The organism is Caenimonas sp. SL110, from assembly GCF_001044395.1.
Lineage (GTDB): Bacteria > Pseudomonadota > Gammaproteobacteria > Burkholderiales > Burkholderiaceae_C > Ramlibacter.
In genome coordinates this window covers 1-21,761 of sequence record NZ_JANU01000031.1, presented here as the reverse complement: position 1 = coordinate 21,761, position 21,761 = coordinate 1, and the positions used below count along the sequence as shown (strand labels likewise).

21 protein-coding genes are annotated in these 21,761 nt (G+C 63.5%); 14 read left to right on the top strand and 7 right to left on the bottom strand.

The genetic code is table 11. From position 1 onward, the window contains the following. Positions 1-2: 2 nt before the first annotated feature. Complete coding sequence (locus AQ12_RS14590) at positions 3-1,076, top strand: phospholipase (RefSeq protein WP_048440883.1); 1,074 nt, start codon at positions 3-5, stop codon at positions 1,074-1,076. Here the strand turns inward: AQ12_RS14590 and AQ12_RS14585 are convergent, their stop codons facing one another. Both AQ12_RS14585 and AQ12_RS14580 read right to left on the bottom strand, forming a co-directional pair. Then, entirely contained in the window at positions 1,077-2,048 is a 972-nt protein-coding gene (locus AQ12_RS14585; RefSeq protein WP_048440669.1) for a hypothetical protein, read from the bottom strand. It lies immediately after the preceding gene. 167 nt (positions 2,049-2,215) lie between these two features. Further along, positions 2,216-3,352: an iron-containing alcohol dehydrogenase gene (locus AQ12_RS14580; protein WP_048440668.1), complete on the bottom strand. Its 1,137-nt coding sequence runs from the start codon at positions 3,350-3,352 to the stop codon at positions 2,216-2,218. Positions 3,353-3,563: 211 nt separating this feature from the next. Between AQ12_RS14580 and AQ12_RS14575 the strand changes: the two genes are divergently transcribed. The 3 genes from AQ12_RS14575 to AQ12_RS14565 are packed head-to-tail and all read left to right on the top strand — an operon-like array spanning position 3,564 to position 7,397. After that, a complete protein-coding gene (locus AQ12_RS14575) occupies positions 3,564-4,505 on the top strand; it encodes an alpha/beta hydrolase (RefSeq protein ID WP_048440667.1) in 942 nt (313 codons plus the stop codon). A gap of 4 nt (positions 4,506-4,509) precedes the next feature. Continuing rightward, positions 4,510-5,376: a YbgC/FadM family acyl-CoA thioesterase gene (locus AQ12_RS14570; protein ID WP_048440666.1), complete on the top strand. Its 867-nt coding sequence runs from the start codon at positions 4,510-4,512 to the stop codon at positions 5,374-5,376. 5 nt (positions 5,377-5,381) lie between these two features. Next, positions 5,382-7,397, top strand: a complete 2,016-nt coding sequence (locus tag AQ12_RS14565) for an O-antigen ligase family protein (RefSeq protein ID WP_048440665.1) — start codon at positions 5,382-5,384, stop codon at positions 7,395-7,397. Here AQ12_RS14565 and AQ12_RS14560 read toward each other — a convergent pair. Beyond that, positions 7,373-8,302: a folate-binding protein YgfZ gene (locus AQ12_RS14560; RefSeq protein WP_048440664.1), complete on the bottom strand. Its 930-nt coding sequence runs from the start codon at positions 8,300-8,302 to the stop codon at positions 7,373-7,375. The two genes, AQ12_RS14565 and AQ12_RS14560, sit on opposite strands and share 25 nt — an antisense overlap. Before the next feature lie 54 nt (positions 8,303-8,356). Between AQ12_RS14560 and mltG the strand changes: the two genes are divergently transcribed. The 8 genes from mltG (at position 8,357) to AQ12_RS14520 (ending at position 14,929) form a co-directional block, all read left to right on the top strand. Then, positions 8,357-9,376 (top strand): endolytic transglycosylase MltG, encoded by a 1,020-nt coding sequence (mltG, locus tag AQ12_RS14555; protein ID WP_048440663.1) that lies wholly within the window; start codon positions 8,357-8,359, stop codon positions 9,374-9,376. A 26-nt stretch (positions 9,377-9,402) separates the two neighbouring features. Then, positions 9,403-10,032 carry a dTMP kinase gene (tmk, locus tag AQ12_RS14550; protein ID WP_369799026.1) on the top strand — a complete coding sequence of 210 codons (630 nt, stop codon included), beginning with the start codon at positions 9,403-9,405 and terminating at the stop codon, positions 10,030-10,032. Continuing rightward, entirely contained in the window at positions 10,020-11,021 is a 1,002-nt protein-coding gene (locus AQ12_RS14545; protein WP_048440661.1) for a DNA polymerase, read from the top strand. Before tmk ends, AQ12_RS14545 begins: the two co-directional genes overlap by 13 nt. Further along, positions 11,018-11,380, top strand: a complete 363-nt coding sequence (locus tag AQ12_RS14540; RefSeq protein ID WP_048440660.1) for a PilZ domain-containing protein — start codon at positions 11,018-11,020, stop codon at positions 11,378-11,380. The genes AQ12_RS14545 and AQ12_RS14540 overlap by 4 nt, the downstream gene beginning before the upstream one ends. Before the next feature lie 27 nt (positions 11,381-11,407). After that, entirely contained in the window at positions 11,408-12,211 is an 804-nt protein-coding gene (locus tag AQ12_RS14535; RefSeq protein ID WP_048440659.1) for a TatD family hydrolase, read from the top strand. Next, entirely contained in the window at positions 12,211-12,870 is a 660-nt protein-coding gene (locus AQ12_RS14530; protein WP_048440658.1) for an ankyrin repeat domain-containing protein, read from the top strand. Before AQ12_RS14535 ends, AQ12_RS14530 begins: the two co-directional genes overlap by 1 nt. 174 nt (positions 12,871-13,044) lie before the next feature. Then, positions 13,045-14,559, top strand: a complete 1,515-nt coding sequence (locus AQ12_RS14525; protein ID WP_048440657.1) for a MerR family transcriptional regulator — start codon at positions 13,045-13,047, stop codon at positions 14,557-14,559. A gap of 16 nt (positions 14,560-14,575) precedes the next feature. After that, positions 14,576-14,929 carry a hypothetical protein gene (locus AQ12_RS14520; protein ID WP_048440656.1) on the top strand — a complete coding sequence of 118 codons (354 nt, stop codon included), beginning with the start codon at positions 14,576-14,578 and terminating at the stop codon, positions 14,927-14,929. Between the two features lie 20 nt (positions 14,930-14,949). On the opposite strand, the gene AQ12_RS14515 is transcribed toward AQ12_RS14520, so the two are convergent. The 3 genes from AQ12_RS14515 to AQ12_RS14505 all read right to left on the bottom strand — a co-directional run bounded on the left by AQ12_RS14515 (position 14,950) and on the right by AQ12_RS14505 (position 17,555). Further along, entirely contained in the window at positions 14,950-15,690 is a 741-nt protein-coding gene (locus tag AQ12_RS14515) for a hypothetical protein (protein ID WP_152682811.1), read from the bottom strand. 492 nt (positions 15,691-16,182) lie between these two features. Further along, the gene (locus AQ12_RS14510) at positions 16,183-16,515 is read right to left on the bottom strand and encodes a hypothetical protein (protein ID WP_048440654.1); all 333 of its coding nucleotides are present in this window, start codon (positions 16,513-16,515) and stop codon (positions 16,183-16,185) included. 137 nt (positions 16,516-16,652) lie between these two features. Further along, the gene (locus AQ12_RS14505) at positions 16,653-17,555 is read right to left on the bottom strand and encodes a hypothetical protein (RefSeq protein ID WP_048440653.1); all 903 of its coding nucleotides are present in this window, start codon (positions 17,553-17,555) and stop codon (positions 16,653-16,655) included. 216 nt (positions 17,556-17,771) lie between these two features. Here AQ12_RS14505 and AQ12_RS14500 point away from each other — a divergent pair, with 216 nt between their 5' ends. Both AQ12_RS14500 and AQ12_RS14495 read left to right on the top strand, forming a co-directional pair. After that, positions 17,772-18,263, top strand: coding sequence for a YqaA family protein (locus AQ12_RS14500; protein WP_048440652.1), 492 nt, complete (start codon positions 17,772-17,774; stop codon positions 18,261-18,263). A 119-nt stretch (positions 18,264-18,382) separates the two neighbouring features. Then, positions 18,383-18,745 (top strand): hypothetical protein, encoded by a 363-nt coding sequence (locus AQ12_RS14495; RefSeq protein ID WP_048440651.1) that lies wholly within the window; start codon positions 18,383-18,385, stop codon positions 18,743-18,745. Between the two features lie 34 nt (positions 18,746-18,779). Here AQ12_RS14495 and AQ12_RS14490 read toward each other — a convergent pair. Then, the coding region (locus AQ12_RS14490; protein ID WP_152682810.1) for an Ig-like domain-containing protein at positions 18,780-21,761 on the bottom strand (2,982 nt) is incomplete at its 5' end.

The window sequence follows — 21,761 nt, the reverse complement described above, 5'->3', positions numbered from 1 at the left end:
CGATGCCGGCGCTGCGCCTCTACGCTGGACCCAAGGCCCGCGCGCACATCGAGCGACACGGACTGCGTGCGCAAGATGTGGGCGTGGTGCCGGGCGCTGCCGGTGGTCCCAAGGGACTGATCCTCGGGCCGCTCGATCGATTCATCTTCGGTGAATGGCTCACGCAAAGTTCGCAGCCGGTGCATCTGGTCGGCGCATCGATTGGCGCGTGGCGGATGGCGACGGCCTGCCTTGATGAGGCTGTGACCGCCTTCGAGCGCCTGGAGCGCGACTACATCGCCCAGGACTACGAGTTGCTGCCCGGCCGCAAGACACCGACAGCCGCCCATGTCAGCGAGCGGTTCGGCCAGAACCTCGAATCTTTTTACGGCGGACGCATTTCGCAGGTGCTGGCCAACCGGCGTTACCGGCTGCACATCCTGACTTCACGCGGCCGCCACCTGATGCGCCGCGAACACGGCTTCACCACGCCGCTGGGCTATCTCGGTGCCTTTGTGACCAATTCGGTTCATCGCAAGGCGATGGGCGCGTGGCTGGAGCGGGTGGTTTTCTCCAGCGGAGGCGAGCTGCCCTTCGCCACGTCGGACTACCGCACGCGCCGCGTGGCCCTGCACGATGACAACTTCTATGCGGCCCTGCAGGCGAGTTGCTCGATCCCGTTCGTGCTCAATGCGATCCATGACATTCCCGGCGCGCCGCGAGGTGCCTACTGGGATGGCGGCATCACCGACTATCACCTGCACCTGAACTACAACGCCGCGATGACCCAGGGGCTGGTGGTCTATCCGCACTTCCAGAAATCCGTGGTGCCGGGATGGCTGGACAAGGGCTTGAAGTGGCGGCACGGCTCAACCCACTTTCTGGACAACACCCTCGTGCTTGCGCCTGATCCGCAGTGGGTGAAGAGCCTGCCCAACGGCAAGCTGCCAGACCGAACGGATTTCACGCGCTACGGCACCGACTTGCAGTCACGCGTGAAGGCGTGGACCCAAGCGGCCAGCGCGAGCCGCCAGCTGGCCGATGAATTCGGGCAGTGGCTTGCGCGGCCAGACCTGTCGCGGATCGAGACGCTGTAGTCAGGTCGCAGGCAGTTGCAGGTCGAACGTGATGCCTGCGAGGTCCGCCGGCGACAGCTTCAGTTGCCTGAGCGTCATCTGGAAGTACTCGTTGTGGCGGATCGGATCGAGCATCGGCGAGTGAACGATCTGTTCGCCCTCGTCAGCAACCGCGAATTTCAAATGGTGCAAGGCAAGGTCAACATGGCCCTGCCAGCCATACAGCTCGGCCAGCTCCGCGTGTGGCGGGTCGGTTTCGAGGAACGCTTCCAATGCCTTGTCGCATGCCGGCTTGTCGCCCCTGGAGTGCGCGAGCATGGCCTGCAGCCCGAATGCAGGCTGTCCATCGGCCGTGAGCTGGTCCAGGAACTTTCTGGCTTCTGCAAACTGTCCCTGGCATAGGTTGGCCGCGACGATGACCTGCAAGAACAATCGACGGGAATCGATGTCATCGGCGCCGATGATTTCAAGCGCATGGGTGGCGGTAACGACGGCCTGGGGAAATTGCCTCGCCATGAGCTGCAGGTGTGCCAACGCCCGGCTGTTGTAGTGGGGTTCCAGGTCGGGATTCGCGTCAGGGGTCAACCGCACAAGTTCGATAGCCTGCTCGCAGCGTCCCAGCTTCATGGAGACGGAAACGAGCTCTTGAAGCGCCGCGCCGGGGTTGTTTTCAAAGTCGCGCAGGGCATGGCCTGCGTCGGCTGCCAGGTTCGCCAGGCGCTGGGCGTTGGGCCACGCATCCTGTCTACGCCGGGAGATGGCGACGCAGATTTCAAGGCAACTGTTTGCGACTAGAACATGCAGGTCATCCATCCGGTCGATGGAGGTCGCGGCCGCGCGCCCTGCGAGGTCGCGCGCACGCAAGATTGCAGCCTTCGCAGCCACCTGCGCGAGATCGGGGTCCGCTTCGATAGCCGCCTCGGCCAGTGCATGGACCTCCCTGGAATTTGGCGCAAGGGCACCAAAGTCGGCGGGTTCAAAAAATCCGGCCACATGTGAAAAGAGCTCCGTCGGGAGGCTTTCAAGAAGGGTTGCGGGCTGAGGCGAGAGCGGGGCAGTGCGATGAACCGAGGATGCTGGAGAGATGGGCTTCATGGAGATTTGGTAACCCCCCGTAGCCATTCGTTCCAGCGCCTGCGGCGCCCACAGTCATGCGCTTGCTAGAGCGATTGCTCAAGGATCTGCGCGTATTCCTGCGCAGTCGCAATCCGCGGATTGGTCTTGTGGCAATGATCGGCCATCGCACCCTTGATGATGTTGTCGAACCAGTCGCGCTGCACGCCCATGGCAGCCAGTCCGGTGGGCAGGTCGAGGCGGGCGTTCATGTCCTTGATCGCTTCGGGAATATCACCCGCCGACTTCAAGCCCATCGCATGCGCCATGCGCTCCAGGCGTCTATCTTTTTGCACCGATTCAGCCGATGCGTTGAACCGGACGATGGCGGGCAGGAACATCGCGTTCAAGGTGCCGTGATGCAGGCGCGGATCGACGCCACCCAGGCTGTGACTGAGCGAGTGCACAGCACCCAGCCCCTTCTGGAACGCCATCGCGCCTTGCATCGAAGCGCTCATCATGTTGGAGCGAGCCTCGCGGTCGTCACCCTGTTTGGTGGCGCGCTCTATGCTGGCCCAGCCGCGCTCCAGGCCGTCGAGGGCGATGCCATCTGCCGGGGGATTGAAGGCGGCCGACATGAAGGTTTCCATGCAGTGCGCGATCGCGTCCATGCCGGTGGCGGCGGTGAGTTTGGGCGGCAGGCCCAGCGTGAGTTCCGGATCGCAGATCGCGGCCTTGGGGACGATGTGCCACGAGTGGAAACCGAGCTTGCGGTGGTCGTCCACGATGATGATCGCGCCGCGCGCAACTTCGCTGCCGGTGCCGCTGGTGGTGGGTACTGCGATGAGCGGCGCAACCTTGTCGGTGATGCGGGGTGAGCCGCCTTCGATGGTGGCGTAGTGGGTGAGGGGGCCTTCGTGCGTGGCGGCGATCGCGACGCCTTTGGCGCAGTCGATCGCCGAGCCGCCGCCCACTGCGATGAGGCCGTCGCAGTTGTTGGCCTTGTAGACCGCGACGGCTGCGCGCACTGCGGCTTCGGTGGGGTTGGAGGGCGTCTGGTCGAAGATGGCGACCGGCATGGCGGGCAGCGCATCGAGCGCTTTTTGCAACACGCCTGCCGCCTTGACGCCCGCGTCGGTGACGATGAGCGGGCGGGTGATGCCCACGCGCTCGCATTCCTGCTTGAGCAGCTTGACGGCTCCGAAGTCGAACTGGATCTGGGTGACGTAGTAGATGAATGCCATGTCTCGCCTGCCGGGGTACGATTGAAAGCAACACTGTACTTGCAAACACACTTATGTCCGATCAAGCGCCGTCTGGATTGCGGGTCAAGCCTGCAATGACAAATAACGAGGACATCAGGCGCGCGATGCCAAATACCGTGGCTGTCATGCCGGACTTGATCCGGCATCCATCTCCGATCAAGCGCCGCATGAATTGCGCATCGAGCCCGCAATGACATCCATTGCGCTGACCCCGCAGATGCGATCGGTGCTCGATCGCATGGCGCGCGCGCAGTTTCCGCCGCTGCATACGCTCGCGCCGATGCAAGCCAAGGCCGCCTACGAAGCCGGCGCCGGCGTTCTCGAAGTGCCCAAAGCCGAGCTCGCACGAGTCGAAGACCTGCTCATCCCTGCGCGCGACGGCCATGCCTTGCCAGCGCGGCTCTATGCGCCAGACCACGAAAGGCAACCCGTGCTGCTGTACTTCCACGGCGGCGGATTCACCATTGGCAGCGTGGCCTCGCATGACATCCTGTGCCGCGAGTTGTGTCGCCTGAGCGACTGCGCGGTGGTCTCGCTGGACTATCGCCTCGCACCCGAGCACCGGTTTCCCGTCGCCGTGAACGACGCATGGGATGCAACGCAGTGGCTCGCACAACATGGCGGCGACCTCGGGCTCGACCCGATGCGCCTGGCATTGGGCGGCGACAGCGCAGGCGGAACGCTTGCGGCCGTCTGTGCAATCAAGGCACGCGACGCCGGTCTGCCCATCGCACTGCAACTGCTGTTCTACCCCGGATGCGCAGCCACCACCGACGCGCCATCCCACAAGCGCTACGGCGAAGGCCTGGTGCTGGAGCAGGCGCACATCGAATATTTCTTCTCGAACTACATCGCTGCCGAACAGCGGCAGGACTGGCGATTTGCGCCCCTGAATGCACCCGATGTCGAAGGTGTCGCGCCCGCCTGGTTTGGCCTGGCCGAATGCGATCCGCTGGTCGATGACGGCCTGGCCTACGCAGATAAACTGAGGGCCGCCGGCGTGGCGGTCGATCTGGAAATCTATCGCGGCGTCACCCACGAATTCATCAAGATGGGGCGCGTCATCCCTGAAGCCCGCAAGGCTCACGCCGATGCGGCTCTTGCCCTCTCAACCGCTTTTTCAACGCACTGACGCCATGAAACGAAACGACTTCCGCTTCTTCCACAGCCTGCGTGTCCGCTGGGCCGAGATCGACATGCAGAAGATCGTCTTCAACGCGCATTACCTGATGTACGTCGATACCGCGGTCGCTGCCTATTGGCGCGCGCTGGCCATGCCTTATGAATCTGCGATGCACTTGCTGGACGGCGATCTGTACGCGCGCAAGGCCACGGTGGAATTCAACGCATCCGCACGCATCGACGACAAGCTCGATATTGGCCTGAAGTGCTCGCGCATCGGCAATTCGTCGATGAACTTCACCTCTGGCATTTTTCGGGGCGATGAGCTGCTGGTGACGGTTGAGCTGGTCTATGTGTTTGCCGACCCGGCGACCCAGACCTCCCGTCCGGTGCCGCAGGCGCTACGCGACATCCTCCTGGGGTTCGAAGCAGGCGAGGCTATGGTGCGCGTGGAAACCGGCAACTGGGCGACGCTCGGCAAGGACGCACAGCAAATCCGCACCGAAGTATTTGTGCAGGAACAGAAGATTCCGGCCGAACTTGAATGGGACGAAGCCGATACCACCGCGCTCCATGCAGTCGCCTACAACCGCCTGGGCCAGGCCATTGCAACGGGACGCTTGCTGCAGCACGCGCCGGGCGTGAGCAAGATCGGACGCATGGCCGTGGACCGTGTGCTGCGCGGATCGGGTGTCGGCGCGCAGGTGCTGCAGACGCTGATGAATCAGGCCAGGGCACGCGGCGATCACGAGGTCGTGCTGCACGCCCAGCGAAGCGCCGAATCGTTCTACCGGGGTCTGGGCTATGCCATCAGCGGTGATGAGTTCGAAGAAGCCGGCATCCCACACATAGAGATGAGTTACCGGTTGCGCAACGCGTGACAGGCATGGGCGAGCGCAACGACGCAGCCGTTGCTGCTGCGACCATGCTGGCCGCCACGATCTTCCTGGCACCTGCGCTTGGCGCGCGCGACGAGCTGATGCTGCAGGACACGCTGAAATCCATCGTGGTTGCCTTCGGCGCGCTGGCAGCGGGAATCGCTTGCTTCTGGCCGTTCGCTCGCAGACACGAGTCACCGAAGTGGCACTCGGCGATGTGGCTGCCACTGGCCCTCATGGCGTATGCGCTGGGCAGCATGACCTGGTCGCATACCTATCTTGCAGGCGTCGAAGCGATCCGCTGGTTTCTCTTTGCACTGATCGTGTTCGTAGGCATCAACAGCTTCACGCGCGAGCGATTGCCGTGGCTGGCCTGGGGCGTCTTCGGCGGTGGGCTGGTCGCATCGGTCTGGGCGGCGATGCAGTTCTGGTTCGATGTGACCTGGTTCCCGCAAGGACCTGCGCCTGCATCAACATTCATCAACCGCAACTTCTTCGCCGAGTTCGCGATCTGCACCTTGCCGTTCGGCGCAATGCTGCTGGCGCGCGCGCGCAAGAGCCAGCTGATTGCGTTGCTGGCAGTCGCCAATGCGGTCGTCATCGTCGCGGTGTTGATGACGGGCACGCGTGCGGCGTTGATCGCGCTTTGGTTGCAGCTGCTGGTGTTGTTTCCGTATGTCGCGATCCGGTTCCGCGAGCAGTTTGCGTTCGACAAGTGGAGCGATGTGTCGCGCGTGGTTGCCATCGGGCTTCTTTTCACGACCGTGCTTGGGCTGGGCATGCTGCCCACGGGTAATCCGGCCATCGAGCGCGAAGGGCGCGGGTTGACGGCGCTGGAGCGTGGACTGGGCCGGACCGCATCCATCGCGCCGGGCGATCCTTCGCTGGCGCTGCGGATGGTCATGTGGAAAGCGACGCTGCGGGTCATCGAAGCCCGCCCACTGTCGGGTGTCGGTGCCGGCGCATGGGAAAGCGAAGTGCCGCTGTACCAGGAGCCGGGCGCGCAACTGGAGACCGATTTCTATGTCCACAACGAGTTCCTGCAACTCATCGCGGAGTACGGGCTCATCGGTTGGGCCTTCCTGGCGGGGCTGTTGGCATGGTTCTATCTCGCGCTGAAATCAAGCGTGCTGGACCGCACTGAAGCCGGCGCGGCAGAGGGTCCGTGGCGCTCGATGGTCCTGTGCAGCCTGGCGTCGTTCATGGTGGTGAGCCAGGTTGGATTTCCATGGCGCATGGCGGCGACGGGTGCGCTGTTTGCGATTTGCCTGGGCGTGCTGGCGGCGTCGGATAACCGGCTTCGCATAGGGCTTGTGCCCAGGGAGAAAGTGCTTTCCCGTGGCGTGGCGTATGGCGCGATCGCATCGCTGTCACTGGCCGCCGCTCTCGCGGCCTACATCAGCCTGCGTGCTGCGCAAGCAGAACAAAAGCTGGTCACGGCAACCCTGATTGCATTCGAGATATCAGCGTCGGGCGCGCCCAACGATGCGCGCTGGAACGGGCGCAAGCAGGAGATGCTCAATCTGGCTCGGGAAGGCATTGCACTCAATCCGCACTACCGCAAGATCACGCCCCTGATTGGCGACGAGCTGGGACGTTGGGGCCACTGGCGCGAAGCCGTGACGATCTGGGAGAGTGTTCTCGCGTCGCGCCCGAACATCGTCGTGATCATGACCAATGCGGCGCGCGGCCATCTCGTCATGGGCAACGTCAACCGGGCACAGGCCTGGCTGGACAAGGCGCTCGCGATCCAGCCCAAGGCCAAATCGGTGCTGTCGCTACAAGTGCTGCTGCTGGGCTACACGGGGCAGGACCGGCGAGCGCTGGACGTGGTGCGCACCGCCATCGCAGACAACAACTACGACTTCGACCTGGTCAATTTCGGTTACGCGATTGCCGTGCGTGCAGGCGACCAGGAACTGGCACAACAGGCATTCAGGCTTCGCGCGCAGGGCTGGCCGCAGATGGCACAGCCCACTGCACCCGCGGCTTCCCCACCTCAGATGTCCGCGAGCAAGGGGTAGGGCGGCGGTTCGACTCGAATCGCTGGACCATCGGCTTTGCCAACAGCCAGGGCGCCCTGCTGCGATGCCGCGATCTGCATCGACACGATCGCGTCCCAACCGCCGTCCGGATTCGCCGCTGCCTGCGCAACGATGCCGCAGGGCTGGGTCGCATCCGACTCATGGAAGACTTCATCGCCGGCACGCATTTCGCTGTCGGCCTGCGCCAGATAAGCGCGGCGTTTCAGCGTTCCGCGAAACTGGCTGCGGGCGACGACTTCCTGGCCGGGATAGCAACCCTTCTTGAAATTCACGCCGTCTACCGATTCGTAGTTGAGCATCTGCGGCACCAATGCTTCGACCAGCGGCGCCGTGATCGTCGCAATGCCGCTGCGCACCTCGCTCCACAGCCATGCGGCCTCATCGAGTGTGGCACCGGCAGGTGGGGCCGAGCCCGAAGGCGCAACCCACAACGCGCGCGGCGTGCCATCGGCCGGATACAAGCCCACGACACTCGCATCGCCAACCGTGCGGCGGCTCCACGGACCCTGCAGACCGGGTGCCAGTTGCGCCACTGCACTTCCGGCGATCCCGTACAGATTGAACTCAGCCGTGGCATCGCGCAGTTTGGCTTTCGCCCGCATCACGAACATCGACAGCCGCTTGAGCGTGGGCGCCAGGATGTCCCGGCTCATCACCAGCACGATGTCGTTGCTCGCGAGCTTGAACCCGATGAAGCTCGCCTGCATGCGGCCCTTGGGCGTGCAGTAGGCCGCCAGCCTGGCTTCGTCCTGGTTGAGCAACACGAAGTCATGGGTGAGCTGGCCCTGCAGAAAACTCGCCGAATCATCGCCTTCGACGCGAATCACGCCCAGGTGCTGCAATGCGGCGATGCCGTTGAGAGATGCGTTCGTGTGATCGGTCATGGGTCAATTATCATGATTGGTCAATTCACTTTGCGGCTTAGGGACGGAGAACGGGTGCGTCGATTCTTACTGGCAGTTTTCCTGCTTCTTTCTGGCGCGGCGCTTGGCGCGGGTGGATGGGCGCTTTGGTGGGTGTACCAGCCATTGCGCCTTGCAACCCCGACAGTCGATCTTTCCATCGAGCCCGGCACCTTGCCGCGTGGTGTGGCACAGGCCGTCGCGGACGCGGGCGTCGATGTGCGACCTGACTTCCTTTACCTGTGGTTTCGTGTGTCCGGGCAGGACAGGCTCATCAAGGCGGGCAGCTACGAACTCGAGACCGGCATCACCCCGCACCGGTTGATGGCCAAGCTCGCACGTGGCGAGGAATCGCTACGCGCGGTCACGCTGGTCGAAGGCTGGAACTTCAGGCAGGTTCGCGCGGCGCTGGCAAAGGAAGACGTCTTGAAGCCCGACACCAAGGCGCTCACCGATGAGGCCCTGATGAAGCTGCTGGGCCGCGAAGGCCAGCATCCCGAAGGCCGCTTCTTTCCCGATACCTACACCTATGCCAAGGGGTCGAGCGACGTTGCGGTGCTCAAGCGCGCGCTTCGTGGCATGGACAAACGCCTCGCAGCTGCATGGACGCAGAAGTCGCCCGACGCTGTCGTCAAGACCCCTGATGAAGCGCTGGTTCTCGCCAGCATCATCGAAAAGGAAACTGGCAAGCCCGAGGACAGGCCGCTGATCGGCTCGGTATTCAGCAATCGGCTGCGCATCGGCATGCCGCTACAGACCGATCCCACGGTGATCTACGGCATGGGCGCTTCTTTCGACGGCAACCTGCGCAAAAAAGACCTGCAGACCGACACGCCCTGGAACACCTACATGCGCCCCGGCCTGCCGCCGACGCCGATTGCGATGCCTGGAAAAGCCTCCCTTCTTGCCGCCGTGAATCCGGCGCCCAGCAAGGCGCTGTACTTCGTAGCGCGGGGCGACGGCACCAGCCAGTTCAGCGCGAACCTGGATGAGCACAACCGGGCCGTGAACAAGTACCAGCGCGGCAGGGCCGACCCTTCTGCGAAGACTCAATAGAGAAGACGCAATAGAACATGGCAACCATGGGTGCGCTTTTCATCAGCTTCGAAGGCATAGACGGCGCGGGCAAGTCCAGTCACATCGAGACGCTGGCCGCGCAGTTTCGCGCAGCCGGCAGGTCGGTGACCATGACCCGCGAGCCGGGCGGCACCCCGCTGGCCGAGAAGCTGCGAGCCATGGCGCTCAATGACGCCATGGACCCGCTGACCGAGGCACTCCTGATGTTTGCGGCACGGCGCGACCACCTGGTGCAGGTCATCGAGCCTGCGCTGGCTCGCGGTGATGTGGTGCTGTGCGACCGCTTCACCGATGCCACGTTTGCGTATCAGGGCGGTGGCCGCGGCTTCGACTGGAACGTGCTGTCGCAACTGGAGCAGTGGGTGCAGCAGACCGCTGTCGGCATCCGGCAACCCGACATGACGCTGCTGTTCGAACTCGACCCGTCGATTGCTGCCGAGCGACTTGCCGGTGCCCGTGTGCCGGACAAGTTCGAGTCGCAGCCCGTTGAATTTTTTCGCGCAGTCGCCCAGGGGTATGACAGGCGCGCCCTGCAAGACCCCCGGCGCTTTGCACGCATCCACGCCGACCAGCCGCGCGAGTCCGTCTGGGATGAAGTGCTGTCGGCCGTGCGGGCACGAGGATGGCTGTCATGAGTGCCCAGCCCTGGATCGCCGCACAGGCCGAACAACTGTTGGCCCAGCGCGGCCATGCCTGGTTGCTGCAGGGGCCGTCGGGCCTGGGCCAATTCACGCTGGCGATGGATATCGTTCGCGCCTGGCTGTGCGAGCGGGCGACGCCGCAAGGTGCCTGCGGCAGTTGCGAGAGTTGCCACCAGATCGACGTGCACTCCCATACCGACCTGTGCATGCTGATGCCCGAGACGGTGATGATGGAGCTCGGCTGGCCGCTGGCAGAAAAGGCCCAGTCCGAAATCGACGACAAAAAGCGCAAGCCCAGCAAGGAGATCCGGGTCGAGGCGATGCGCGACGCGATCGAGTTTGCGCAACGCACCAGTGGACGCGGGCGCGGCAAGGCGGTGCTGGTCTATCCGGCCGAGCGCATGAACCACGTCACGGCGAACGCCTTGCTCAAGACACTGGAAGAGCCGGCCGGCGACACACGGTTTGTGCTGGCCACCGACGCCGCGCATCTGCTGCTGCCAACCATTCGCAGCCGGTGCATCGCGCACACGATGGCCTGGCCGTCCGACGAGGAGGCGACGGCGTGGCTTGCGGCGCAGGAGGTTCCTCGTGCCGATATTCCCGCTCTGCTGCAGGCGGCAGGCGGTCGGCCCGAAGACGCGTTGGGCTTTGCGCGCGCGGGTGGCGACCCGAAGATGTGGGCGTCGCTGCCCAAGGCGATTGCTCGTGGCGATGGAGGTGCGATCTCGGGCTGGCATCCGGCGCAGGCGATCGACGCGCTGACCAAGATCTGCCATGACCTGCTGGCCGTCAAAGCCGGTGCGCAGCCGCGATTTTTCAGCCCGGGGGATTTGCCGGTGCCGCCGACGTTCCAGGCGCTCAATGCATGGGCGCGCGAACTCATGCGTGCCGCGCGCACTGCCGAGCATCCGCTCAACGCCGGGCTCATGCACGAGTCGCTTGTGAGCCAGGCTCGGCAAGCCCTAAACTCGAAGTCATGAGCACTGCCGCGCCTTCCACGCCACGCCCGAGCGTCATCCAGCTCGCCATCAAGGAGAAGGCGGCCCTGTACGCCGCGTACATCCCGCTTTTTGCCGACGGTGGCGTCTTCATCCCCACCACACGCGAATACAAGATCGGCGACGACATCTACGTGCTGCTGTCCTTGCCCGACGATCCCCAACGCTATCCGGTGGCGGGCAAAGTTGCCTGGGTCACACCGGCGCGTGCCGCTGCCAATCGCACACAAGGCGTCGGCGTCCGGTTTCCTGCTGATGAGAAATCGCGCCTGCTCAAGATCAAGATCGAAGAGATTCTTGGCGCGCATCTCGCATCCGAGCGGCCTACCCAGACCATTTGAGGCGATGGACCGGCTACACTTTTCGAAGTGTTTGTCGATTCCCATTGCCACCTGAGTTTTCCTGAGCTCGCCGAGCGACTGCCCGAAATCCGGCAGGCGATGGCCGACGCGCAGGTTGACCGCGCCCTTTGCATCTGCACCACGCTCGAAGAGTTCGAGTCGGTCCATGCGCTGGCCACTTCTTACGACAACTTCTGGTGCACGGTCGGTGTCCACCCCGACAACGAAGGCGTCGCCGAGCCCAGTTTTGACGATCTGGTGTCGCGATCGAAATTGCCGCGCGTGGTGGCGATCGGCGAGACCGGCCTGGACTACTACCAGATGCAAGAGCGCAAGGGCGGACGGTCCATCAGTGACATGGAATGGCAGCGCGACCGGTTTCGCACGCACATCCGTGCGGCGCAGGCGGTGAAAAAGCCGATGGTGATCCATACGCGGGCGTCATCCGCCGACACGGTCGCCATCTTGAAGGACGAGGGTGAAGACGGCTCGCCGGGTTCCGCAGGCGGTGTTTTTCACTGCTTCACCGAAACCGCCGCAGTCGCACGGGCGGCGCTGGACCTGGGTTTCTACATTTCGTTTTCGGGCATCCTGACCTTCAAGAGTGCACAGGACCTGCGGGATGTGGCCGCTTTTGTGCCCATGGACCGGATGCTCATCGAGACCGACAGTCCCTATCTGGCGCCCATGCCGTATCGCGGCAAGACCAACAATCCGTCGTATGTGCCGTTCGTGGCCAAGCAGATTGCGCAGTTGCGCCAGTTGCCGGTGGAAGAGGTCGCCGCCGTCACCAGCGCCAATTTCGAGCGACTATTTCCGCAGGCTCGATGATGAGAAACTGGATAAAGAAACTCCCATTACTGGTTGTCGCCATTGGTTTTTCTGTGGCTCAGGCCGGATCGTATGACGACTTTTTCACCGCGATCAAGCGCGATGACGGCAAGACCATCACGTCCCTGCTGAGCCGCGGATTCGACCCCAATACGCCCAATCCGGAGAAACTGGACGGCCTCTACCTGGCGCTGCAAGAGTCCAACATGAAAGCCGCCCAGGCGCTGATCGACTGGCCCAAGACGAATGTGGAGTCGCGCACGCCCCAGGACGAGAGCCCGCTCATGATCGCGGCGCTCAGGGGCCACCTGGAAGTCGTGCGCAAGCTGATCGACCGGGGCGCCGATGTCAACAAACCGGGCTGGACACCGCTTCATTACGCCGCCACGAGCGGGCATGTGCCCATCATTGCGTTGTTGCTGGAGCATCACGCGTACATCGATGCGGAGTCGCCCAACAAGACGACGCCCTTGATGATGGCGGTGCATTACGGCTCGGCGGAAGCGGTCAAGCACCTGCTGGAGGCCGGCGCTGACCCGTCGCTGAAGAACCAGCTGGGCATGACGGCTGTGGATTTCGCCAATCGCGCGAACCGAAAAGACATGGCCGAGCTGGTCGCGGCGGCCATCAGGGCAGGGCAACCCAAGGGCAAGTGGTAGAGCACCCCGGCGATTCGGACCCACTGTCCAAATAACTGTCCAAGTCGTCTGTCCATCTGTTAAGTGCTCTCGTGTGGCGTATTTGCAGCGCTCGCGGTCATATGTCCAATTTAAATTAGACAGTCTGGCGGTCTGTCCATTACATTGATTGGACAGATAAACGCCGAGGCCCACTTGTTCACCAGCAAAGAGGTATTGGAAAAAACCGGGATTTCGCGCGCGACGCTCAACAACTACATCAGTTGGGGGCTCGTGCCGAAGCCACAGGTTTTGCCGCCCCAGGCCAACGATGGGGCGGCGCCCCGCATCGGTTACTTTCCAGACGACATCCTCGAGCGGATCGCCCAGGTTCAACAGCTCAAGCGCGACGGCCTGAGCATCAGCCAGATCAGCGCGCGGTTTGCGGGCAAGCCCGCCCAGGCCGTTCCTGCGCTGACCACTGCGTTGCCGACAGCACAGCCCGCACCCGAGCCGACGCGCCCGCCGCGCCAGCCTGCACCGATTTCATTCGCCGCCCCGGCCACACCGGCCTTGCCGCTGGAAGAGATCACGCATCCGGCTTACCTTGTGAACAGCCGGTTTGAAGTCGTGTGGGCCAACGAAGGCGCGCGGGCCCGGACCTGGCCGAACCATGTGCCGCTGTCGGCCGGCCCGGAGGCGCCCAATGTCTTCAAGTTCCTGATGCGGGATGCGGCAGACAAGGCTGCGGATGCGGTCCTGGGCTTGCACCTGGGCCTGGCCCGGCAGCGTGGCTTGGCCGTAGCCGATGTCTGCCGGGGCGTGCGGACGGAGCAGGGCGCGTTGCTCGCCAGTCTGTACGACAGGGCCACCACCCTGGAATTGCCCATGGTCGTGCGTGTCCGCGTGGACCCTGCCGACCTGACCGCACCGACAAGCCCCTCGCCCGGTGACGCTTACCTGTACGCGCTGACCTTCGCCAAGGCGACGCTCTTCATTTATGTGCCCGACGAAGGCAGCCACTTCAGCCTCGGGCAATGGCTACCGCCGGAACCTGCCGCCCAGGCCGCACCGATGCTCACCGATGTGGCCGTGCTGGCCTGCGATCTGCAGGACGCACGCGGCCTGTGGGCCGAGCTTCCGGCCGGGGAATATTTCGAGCTGGTCAACGAGGTCTGGCTCACCGTCGAGCCGATTTTTCGCAGGCATGGCGGCACCACCGGCAAGCACCCCGGCGAGGGTCTGGTTTGCTACTTCCTGGCGCAGGAGAGCCCCGCGCACCTCTGGAGCGCGGTCGCCGCAGCGCAGGAAATCCGCGTTGCCGTGGAGAACATCAGCCGTCAGTGGCGCTTGCGCAAGGGCTGGGTCCGCGACCTGCACCTGAACACCGGCATTGACGAAGGCCAGGAGTGGAGAGGGCGCCTTCGCGCAGGGTCGGACGCCGGCTTCTCGATGCTGGGCGAATCGGTCCACCGGGCGCTGCGAATCTCGGCATTTGCCCGGGACGGCGCTGTCTGGCTGACCAAGAACCTCGTCGAAAAACTACCTGCCGCCACCCGCGAGCGCCTGAAGTTCGGCGTGCGTCACCGAACAGAAACCGGCGAGATGGTGCTGGTGGCATCGACTTTCGCGCGCGTCGAATATGCCGGCGGCACGGACGCGCTGGTCGCTGAGCTGATTGCGATCAGCGTCCCGGACACCGACCGCGCAGCCGGTCCCAGCCCTGCTTGAATCTGAAAGGCACCCCATGCGTTGGTTCAAACCAAACCTCAGGAGCAGCATCTACGCGATCTTCGGCTCGGGGCTACCGGAAGGTCCGTCAGTGACTCGCATCGATGTGGTCGACATGGAAGTCGTTCGGGCAGAGATGCTGGCGCTGCTGGACGGCGCGGAGGGTGAGAGGGTGCCCAGCCTCAGGCGCCGGATAGCGTATGCCGGCGAAATCCAGGGCCTGTGGTTTCTTCGCGGTGAACTGATGGCAGTGCTGGCCAATTTGCACGGCGAGACTGTGGCGCGGGAGCTGATCGGCGAAGTGTCGCAGCTGTTCGACGGGCTGGTGCCCGAGGGACTCCGGTCGCGGCCGAGTCCGCTGGGCGGCTGAGCGGCTGAAAGGGCGCTTCACTACTGCGGATGTCGCATGATCGCTTGCCGCAACGCCTGGTCTTCGCCCGCCTCGATCAGCAATGTCCGGATGATGTCCCGTTTTAGTCGTACGAGACCCTCGGCGGCGAGTCTGTCGTAGGCCTCAGCACTGGCCGGGTTGGCCTGTTCCCTGGACGTATGGAGATCGTGAACCAGCTTGAGACATCCCAGCCTGAAGCGATGGCACCACTCGTATTCAACCCGCAGGCCGTAGGCGAACGTGACGGACGGATCGGTGCGGGGATGCAAGTCGATCTGACGGAAGACGAGTGCTTCCAGGCTGCGAAGGTCTTCGCGGTCCCCGCGAAGCAAGCATGCGGTCCTGACTTCTTTTAACGCGTGGAACGTCGCCGACCACTCGCAGCATTTCACGGCTTGCTCCCGGCTCCAGTCCGGGTGCGATTTTCTGGCATTGACCACCGCTTCATCGAGATTCGCCCCGCTGGTCAGGGCTTCCAGCCTCCTGGTGAATTCGAGGTGCGCCGATTCGCGCGATGGGGCCAACGGTGCGTGTCGGTCCAGCAGCGTCTGTTCGATCGCCTTGCACACGCTGAAAAGGTGGGGATCGGCCTTGCGGCATAAGTCGTCCTTGATCCGTTCGAGCGCGGCACCCGCCACATGCCGTCGCCGCAGGAAAACGGCTTCCTTGTCGGGCATGCCTGGATACGCCTGGATCATCCTGATCAAGGCGGCCGCATTGGCCTCGGCCCATTCGTCCATCAGGATCTCGAATCGCTGCAAAAAAAGCTGCTCCAGCAAGATGGCGTCCCCGCGCGGCTCTGCGTGGGCGCCGCGGCTTCGCATCGGCCCGTAATACGGCGTGGCCGGTGCGGTTGAAAGGGACAGCGGCGGTGCTTGATTCAGCGGTGATGTGTTCGGCCGGCCCAATTGAAGCGCCCCGCGTTCCATGTTGTCGAGCACCTGATTTGCTTGAACGACCGGGTGCACCGGTGGCTTCACCGGTGGCTTATTTGACCTGCAGCACTTCACGATGGCATTGCCTCCGCCGATTGTTGGGAGCAGGAATCAAATGCGCAACGATGGGGCGTGGCAATCTGTACAGACGTCTCTGTTCTGCTGCCTTTTGCACTTGATACGATGTATATTATGTCAACTAACATCGGAACACGGAATCGATCAAACCTCGACCGTGCGTTCACGCGCCCATAAAAAAAGGCCCCGAAGGGCCTTTGTCTCGCAGTTGCCTGCTGATCACTTTTCGCCGGACTTGATTTCGCCCTTCTTGACGGCGGACGCTGCTTCAGCCTTGCGCTTGGCCTTGGCTGCTGCGCGCTCTTCCTTCGTGGCAGCCTTGGCAGTGCCCTTGCTGGCGTTGGCGGCATCTTCTCTTGGCTTGGATTTGGCAGCTGCAGTGCCTTCGGCCTTGCGGTCAGCCTTGGCCACAGCCTTTTCAGCTGGCGTAGCAGGCTTGGAAGGCGCTGCCTTGGACTGGGCCGGATCGGCTTCGCCCTTGGGTTGTGCATAGGCGCCGACGGCCAGCATTTGTGCGAGCACGATACCGGCTGGAACGAGGATCTTGTACATGGCAATTACTCCTGGAAAGTTGGTTTCATTCGTTGCGGGATATCGTTACTGCATATCCTGATGAGCAGTATTTCATCGAGCTGGGGCTCCGGGCTTGATTCAAATCAACTGAAACGAATGCGGTCGACAACAACGGTTCAACGGGCCGTCTGCTGGCGCTGGTACTCGGACCGCTTCATCGCCAGATACGGCTCGCGGTCAATCTCGTGCAGCTGCGCCGGAAATTTCTCCGTGGCATCGAACCAGTTGCGAAAACGCTTTTCAGGCTGCTCGGCGGGCGGCAATGTCAGCGAGCCGAGATAGCTGTCGATAGCCAGGTAGTAGCGCATCGTGTTGCGTTCGACCAGGCCCCGGATGCCGCCGATATGCCGCGGCGTCGCGCCCGGCTCCTGCTTGTCAGACAGCGTGAACCCGACCTTGTCACGCGCGATGGTCGAGAGATACACCTGCATGGCCATCCGGCTCATCGTGCCGTAGGTGAACGAGTAGCCCATGTGGATGAAGGTGCGCCCGCCGTCCAGAGGCGTCGCCTCCAGCACGATGCGGTAGTCGCGGGTGTCGAATGGCCCATCGGGCGCCTGCATTTCCACTGCGAGGTAATCCGGCGTTGAACTCACCGTGCGAAACGCGAACTTGACGGCCGTTGCAGAGCTGAGCGGCTGGTCGAACTTCTTGCCCAGCCGCAAGTCCAGCTGCGGCGCCCCGGTATCGCTTGCGGCGCGGCAGTACTTGGTATTGAGGTGCAGGATCAAGACTTCACACCACTGCTCGGGCCTGGAAAGCGCCCCACTCACCGCGGCGAACGGCTGCGCGACGACCGCGTGGACGTCGCCCTGTATCGTGCGATCGCCCTCCACCGATGCGAGGTGCACCGGCCCGCGAAACTGGCTTCGCTCCAGTGCGGGCTGCAGCGTCGCATAGCGCTGGCGCAGTGAGGCGCCGCTGGGTGCCGATGCCGGGGCCGTGGTCTGCGCCCACGCGGCCACGGGCACCAGCAGGCACAGCGCAACCCGTGCGATGCGCGCGACGCGCCGCGCCATGGCTTGATGTTGATGAACGTTTTTCATCAGGTGTCTCTTTCCGAATGAATCAATACCCAATCAGGAAAGACACGGTAAGCCGTGCGCTGACCCAGATCAAGCGCGGCGCGCGGTTAATTTGGGCCGCCTTTGCGCCATGTCAAAAGCGCGGCGCATGGACGTTTTAAATTGGGTCCGATGGACCCGTCACCACCCTTCACTTCCTGAGCCAACCCATTGCCAACCTGGTTAACGTCCCTGCTGACCGTACTCGCCGTTCCCGAGTTTGGCTTGTCTTCGCTTTTCATTGTCTCGTTCGTTTCGGCAACGCTCGTGCCGGTGGGCTCCGAGCCCGCCCTGTTCGGGCTGCTCAAGCTCGATCCGAGCCTGTTCTGGCCGGCGATCGCCGTAGCGACCCTGGGCAACACCGTTGGCGGCATGGTGGACTGGTGGATGGGCCGTTGCGCGCAGGTGGCCACGCAGCGCGCGACGGCGGGCCGCGCCCGGCTGAAGGCGCTCGAGCTGCTGGAGCGGCTGGGCCCGAAGGCCTGCCTGCTGTCGTGGCTTCCCCTGGTCGGCGATCCGCTTTGCGCCGTGGCGGGCTGGCTGCGCCTGCCGTTCTGGCCATGCGCGCTCTACATGCTGGTGGGCAAGGCGGCCAGGTATCTCTTCATGACCACCGTGCTCATGCAACTGTTCCCCGGAACCATTTCGCTGCACGGCGCGTGAAGCACGAGGGTCGCGCCGCCCTCCTCCACACAAAGTTACACCGGCACCTGCTTTGCTTACACCTGCGATATGGTCGTTCCACTTATTCGCAATCCTGAATTCATAGCTGGAGCCTGGACATGTCCAAACAATCGATCCTTGTCGCTGCATGCGTCGCAGCGGCATTTACAGCCGTCGGATGTGCCACCAAGCCAGTGGGCGAAGGCACGCACCTGGTCTATCGCAACTCATCCGGTGCACCCTACATGCAGTTCGACTACCCGACGGCGGATTTCTGCCGCAAGACAGAGGCGATCGCGACCGGCGATGTGCGCTGCCAGTCCAGTTCGGCCGGGGCGCAATTGATGGCGCGAGCCACCCTGCGATTCGAGCCGCCGGGCATGGACGTCGTGGGCCACTATGCCGACATGGCCGCTTGCACCAGGGCCAATTCGAGCATGTCGCTGGGCGTGAAGCTGGCGAGCGCATGCGCGCCGAAATGAGCTGACAGATGACAGGTTGTGCCTGAGAGCGCGGCTACGGCTTCCTCGAAGGCATGTTCATGGTGTTTTCACTTCTGCCAGTCAGGTTCTGGACCGTTCGCTGCGACTTTGAATCGTTTGCATGACCAGCGGTTCGCAGCGACTGGCTGCTGCTGCGCAATTGCGTTGTGAATCCTTCGGCCCCGCGATGCGCGGGTAGCTGCGTTGCAGGCGGTCGCGCGACTGGCGAGGATTTTTCTGCTGCGGATTTCTCTGACGCCTCCATCGCCGCCTGCATGGCCTGCTGCACAGGAGAGACAAACGAGGTCTGCGGTGCCGACAGGCCAAACGGATCGGCCAGCGGACTGCCGGCCTCTGGCGCAAGCGCGTCGTTTTGGTGTTGCGCCTGCAGCATGGCGGCTTCCTGCGAACGCTCGACCGCAGGGAGCACGAACAGCTGCGGGTCAAAGGGCACCGGGTCACCGTGCAACCCGCTGTGCAAGGGGTGTTGATCGGCGCGCGCTGCCGTCCCGGCTGGCGTCAACCTGGTAAGGCTCGTGCCCGTGCCTGTGCCCGTGGCTGTTGTCTGCGCGATGGAATTGACAGTGACCGTCACAGTGACCGTCGTCGTTTCGGTCACGCCACCAGAGGTCACGGTGTACGAGAAGCTGTCGACACCGCTGAAGCCTGCATGGGGCGTGTAGATGACACTGCCGCCCTCGCCTGTCGTCACGCTGCCATGAGCGCCCTGGGTGACCGCACTGACGACCGGCGAGCCTTCAAAACTGTCTGCGCCCGCGCCGTTCACACCCTGCAGCAGATTTGCCTCGATGGCGACACCCTCGGGGGTCAATAGCGAATCGGGCGCGATATCGACAACTGGTGCGAGCGCGATGTCCACGGTGCTCTCGGCGGTCAAGCCGCCGGCGTCAGTGGTCAGTATGGACAGCGTGGCGTTGCGGTTGTCGTCGGCGGTCGGCAAAAAGCCAAGGCTGGTCAGGCTGGCGTTGATATCGCCCTGGGTGCCGCTGACGGTGAGCACGGCGCTGCCACTGCTGCCGGCCGAGACACGCGCGCCGCCGGCCAGCGTGAGCTCGAGCGTGCCGTGCGTGACGGTCAGACGCACGGACGTCACGTTGCCGTCGGTGTCGGCGACCCGGATCGTGTGGGCCTGCATGAAATTGAAAGCCGTGTCTTCGTTCGAGGCCACTGCCAACGCCACGATGTTGATTGGCGAACTGTTGACCGGCACCGATGGCACAAGCGGATTCACCGCGACGTCGACCAGGGCCGTCTCGCTGACGCCGCCCGAGGTCACGGTATAGCTGAAACTGTCCGCGCCGCTATAGCCGGGCTCAGGGGTATAGGTGACTGCGCCGCCTTGCGCTATCGTCACGCCGCCATGTGCGCCCTGCGTGACAGCGCTGATGACCGGCGAGCCTTCGAAGCTATCGGCACCTGATCCGTTGTCGCCCGTCAGCAGGTTGGCCGTGACGGGTGCGCCCGACTGGGTGACCAATGTGTCAGCGACGATGTCGGTGACCGGTTCAACCGCGATATTGACCGTACTGACCGCCGCCGCGTTGGCTGAATCGGTGGTGGTCATCACAAGCGCGGCGCTCGCACTGCCCATGCCGTAGTAATCGGCATCTGGTGCATACCCCAGGCTTGCCAGGGTGCTGTTGATATCGGCCTGGCTACCGCTGATCGCAAACGCCGCGCTGCCATTGGCGCCCGAAGATATGACGGCAGCGCCTGCGGGCGTCACCTGGATCGTGCCGTGGGTGACGGTCAATGCCACGCGGGTCACGTTGTTGTCTGCATCGGCTACGCCAATCGCATTGACGCCGGTAAAGCTGAAGACCAGGTCTTCAGTGGCAACGACGGTGGCCAGGAACACGTTGGACGGTGGCTCGTTTTGCGGCTCCGGCGCGTCTGCAGTGACCGTGATGACGACCGATCCTGTTTCGGTGACACCGCCCGATGTGACCGTGTAGGTGAACGAATCCGGGCCGCTGTACCCGCTGGCCGGTGTGTACACCGCACTTCCATCGGAAGCGACCTCGACGCTGCCGTGCAGGGGATGGGTGTGGGCTGTCACCGCACGGCCCGCATCTTCGAAGTTGTCCGCATTCCCGGCGGGCAAGCCGGTCAGCACGTTGAAGGCTGCAATCGTGTCCTGGGTTGTGGTGATGGTGTCGGTCACCACATCGACCTGCGCCGTTGTCAGCAGGTTGATCGCCGGCAAGGTCTTGTTGCCCGCGTCGTCCGTGATGGAAATCGTGAAGACGTCGCTGCCGTTGAAGTCGGCATGAGGCGTGTAGCTCCAGGCCCCGGTCGCGGGGTCGATGCTCGCTACTCCGTGAGCCGGCTGTGCCTCCACCAGAAACACACTGCCGTCGGTCAGCCCGTTGGCATCGGTGACCACCAGCGTGCCGGTGACGGGCTGCGCGGCATCTTCGGTGCCTGTGCCTGTCGTTGCGCCACTGACGATGGCGGGCACATCGACTGGAGGCGCGCTTTCGACCTGAACATTGACCACCGCTGTTTCGGTGACACCGCCCGATGTGACCGTGTAGGTGAACGAGTCCGGGCCGCTATAGCCGCTGGCCGGTGTGTACACCGCACTTCCATCGGAAGCGACCTCGACGCTGCCGTGCAAGGGATGGGTGTGGGCTGTCACTGCACGGCCCGCGTCTTCGAAGTTGTCCGCATTGCCGGCGGGCAAGCCGGTCAGAACGTTGAAGGCTGCAATCGTGTCCTGGGTTGTGGTGATGGTGTCGGTCACCACATCGACCTGCGCCGTTGTCAGCAGGCTGATCGCCTGCAAGGTCTTGTTGCCCAAGTCGTCGGTGATGGAAATCGTGAAGACGTCGCTGCCGTTGAAGTCGGCATGGGGCGTGTAGCTCCAGGCCCCTGTCACGGGGTCGATGCTCGCTAGTCCGTGCGCAGGCTGCGCCTCCACCAGAAACACACTGCCGTCGGTCAGCCCGTTGGCATCGGTGACCACCAGCGTGCCGGTGACGGGCTGCGCGGC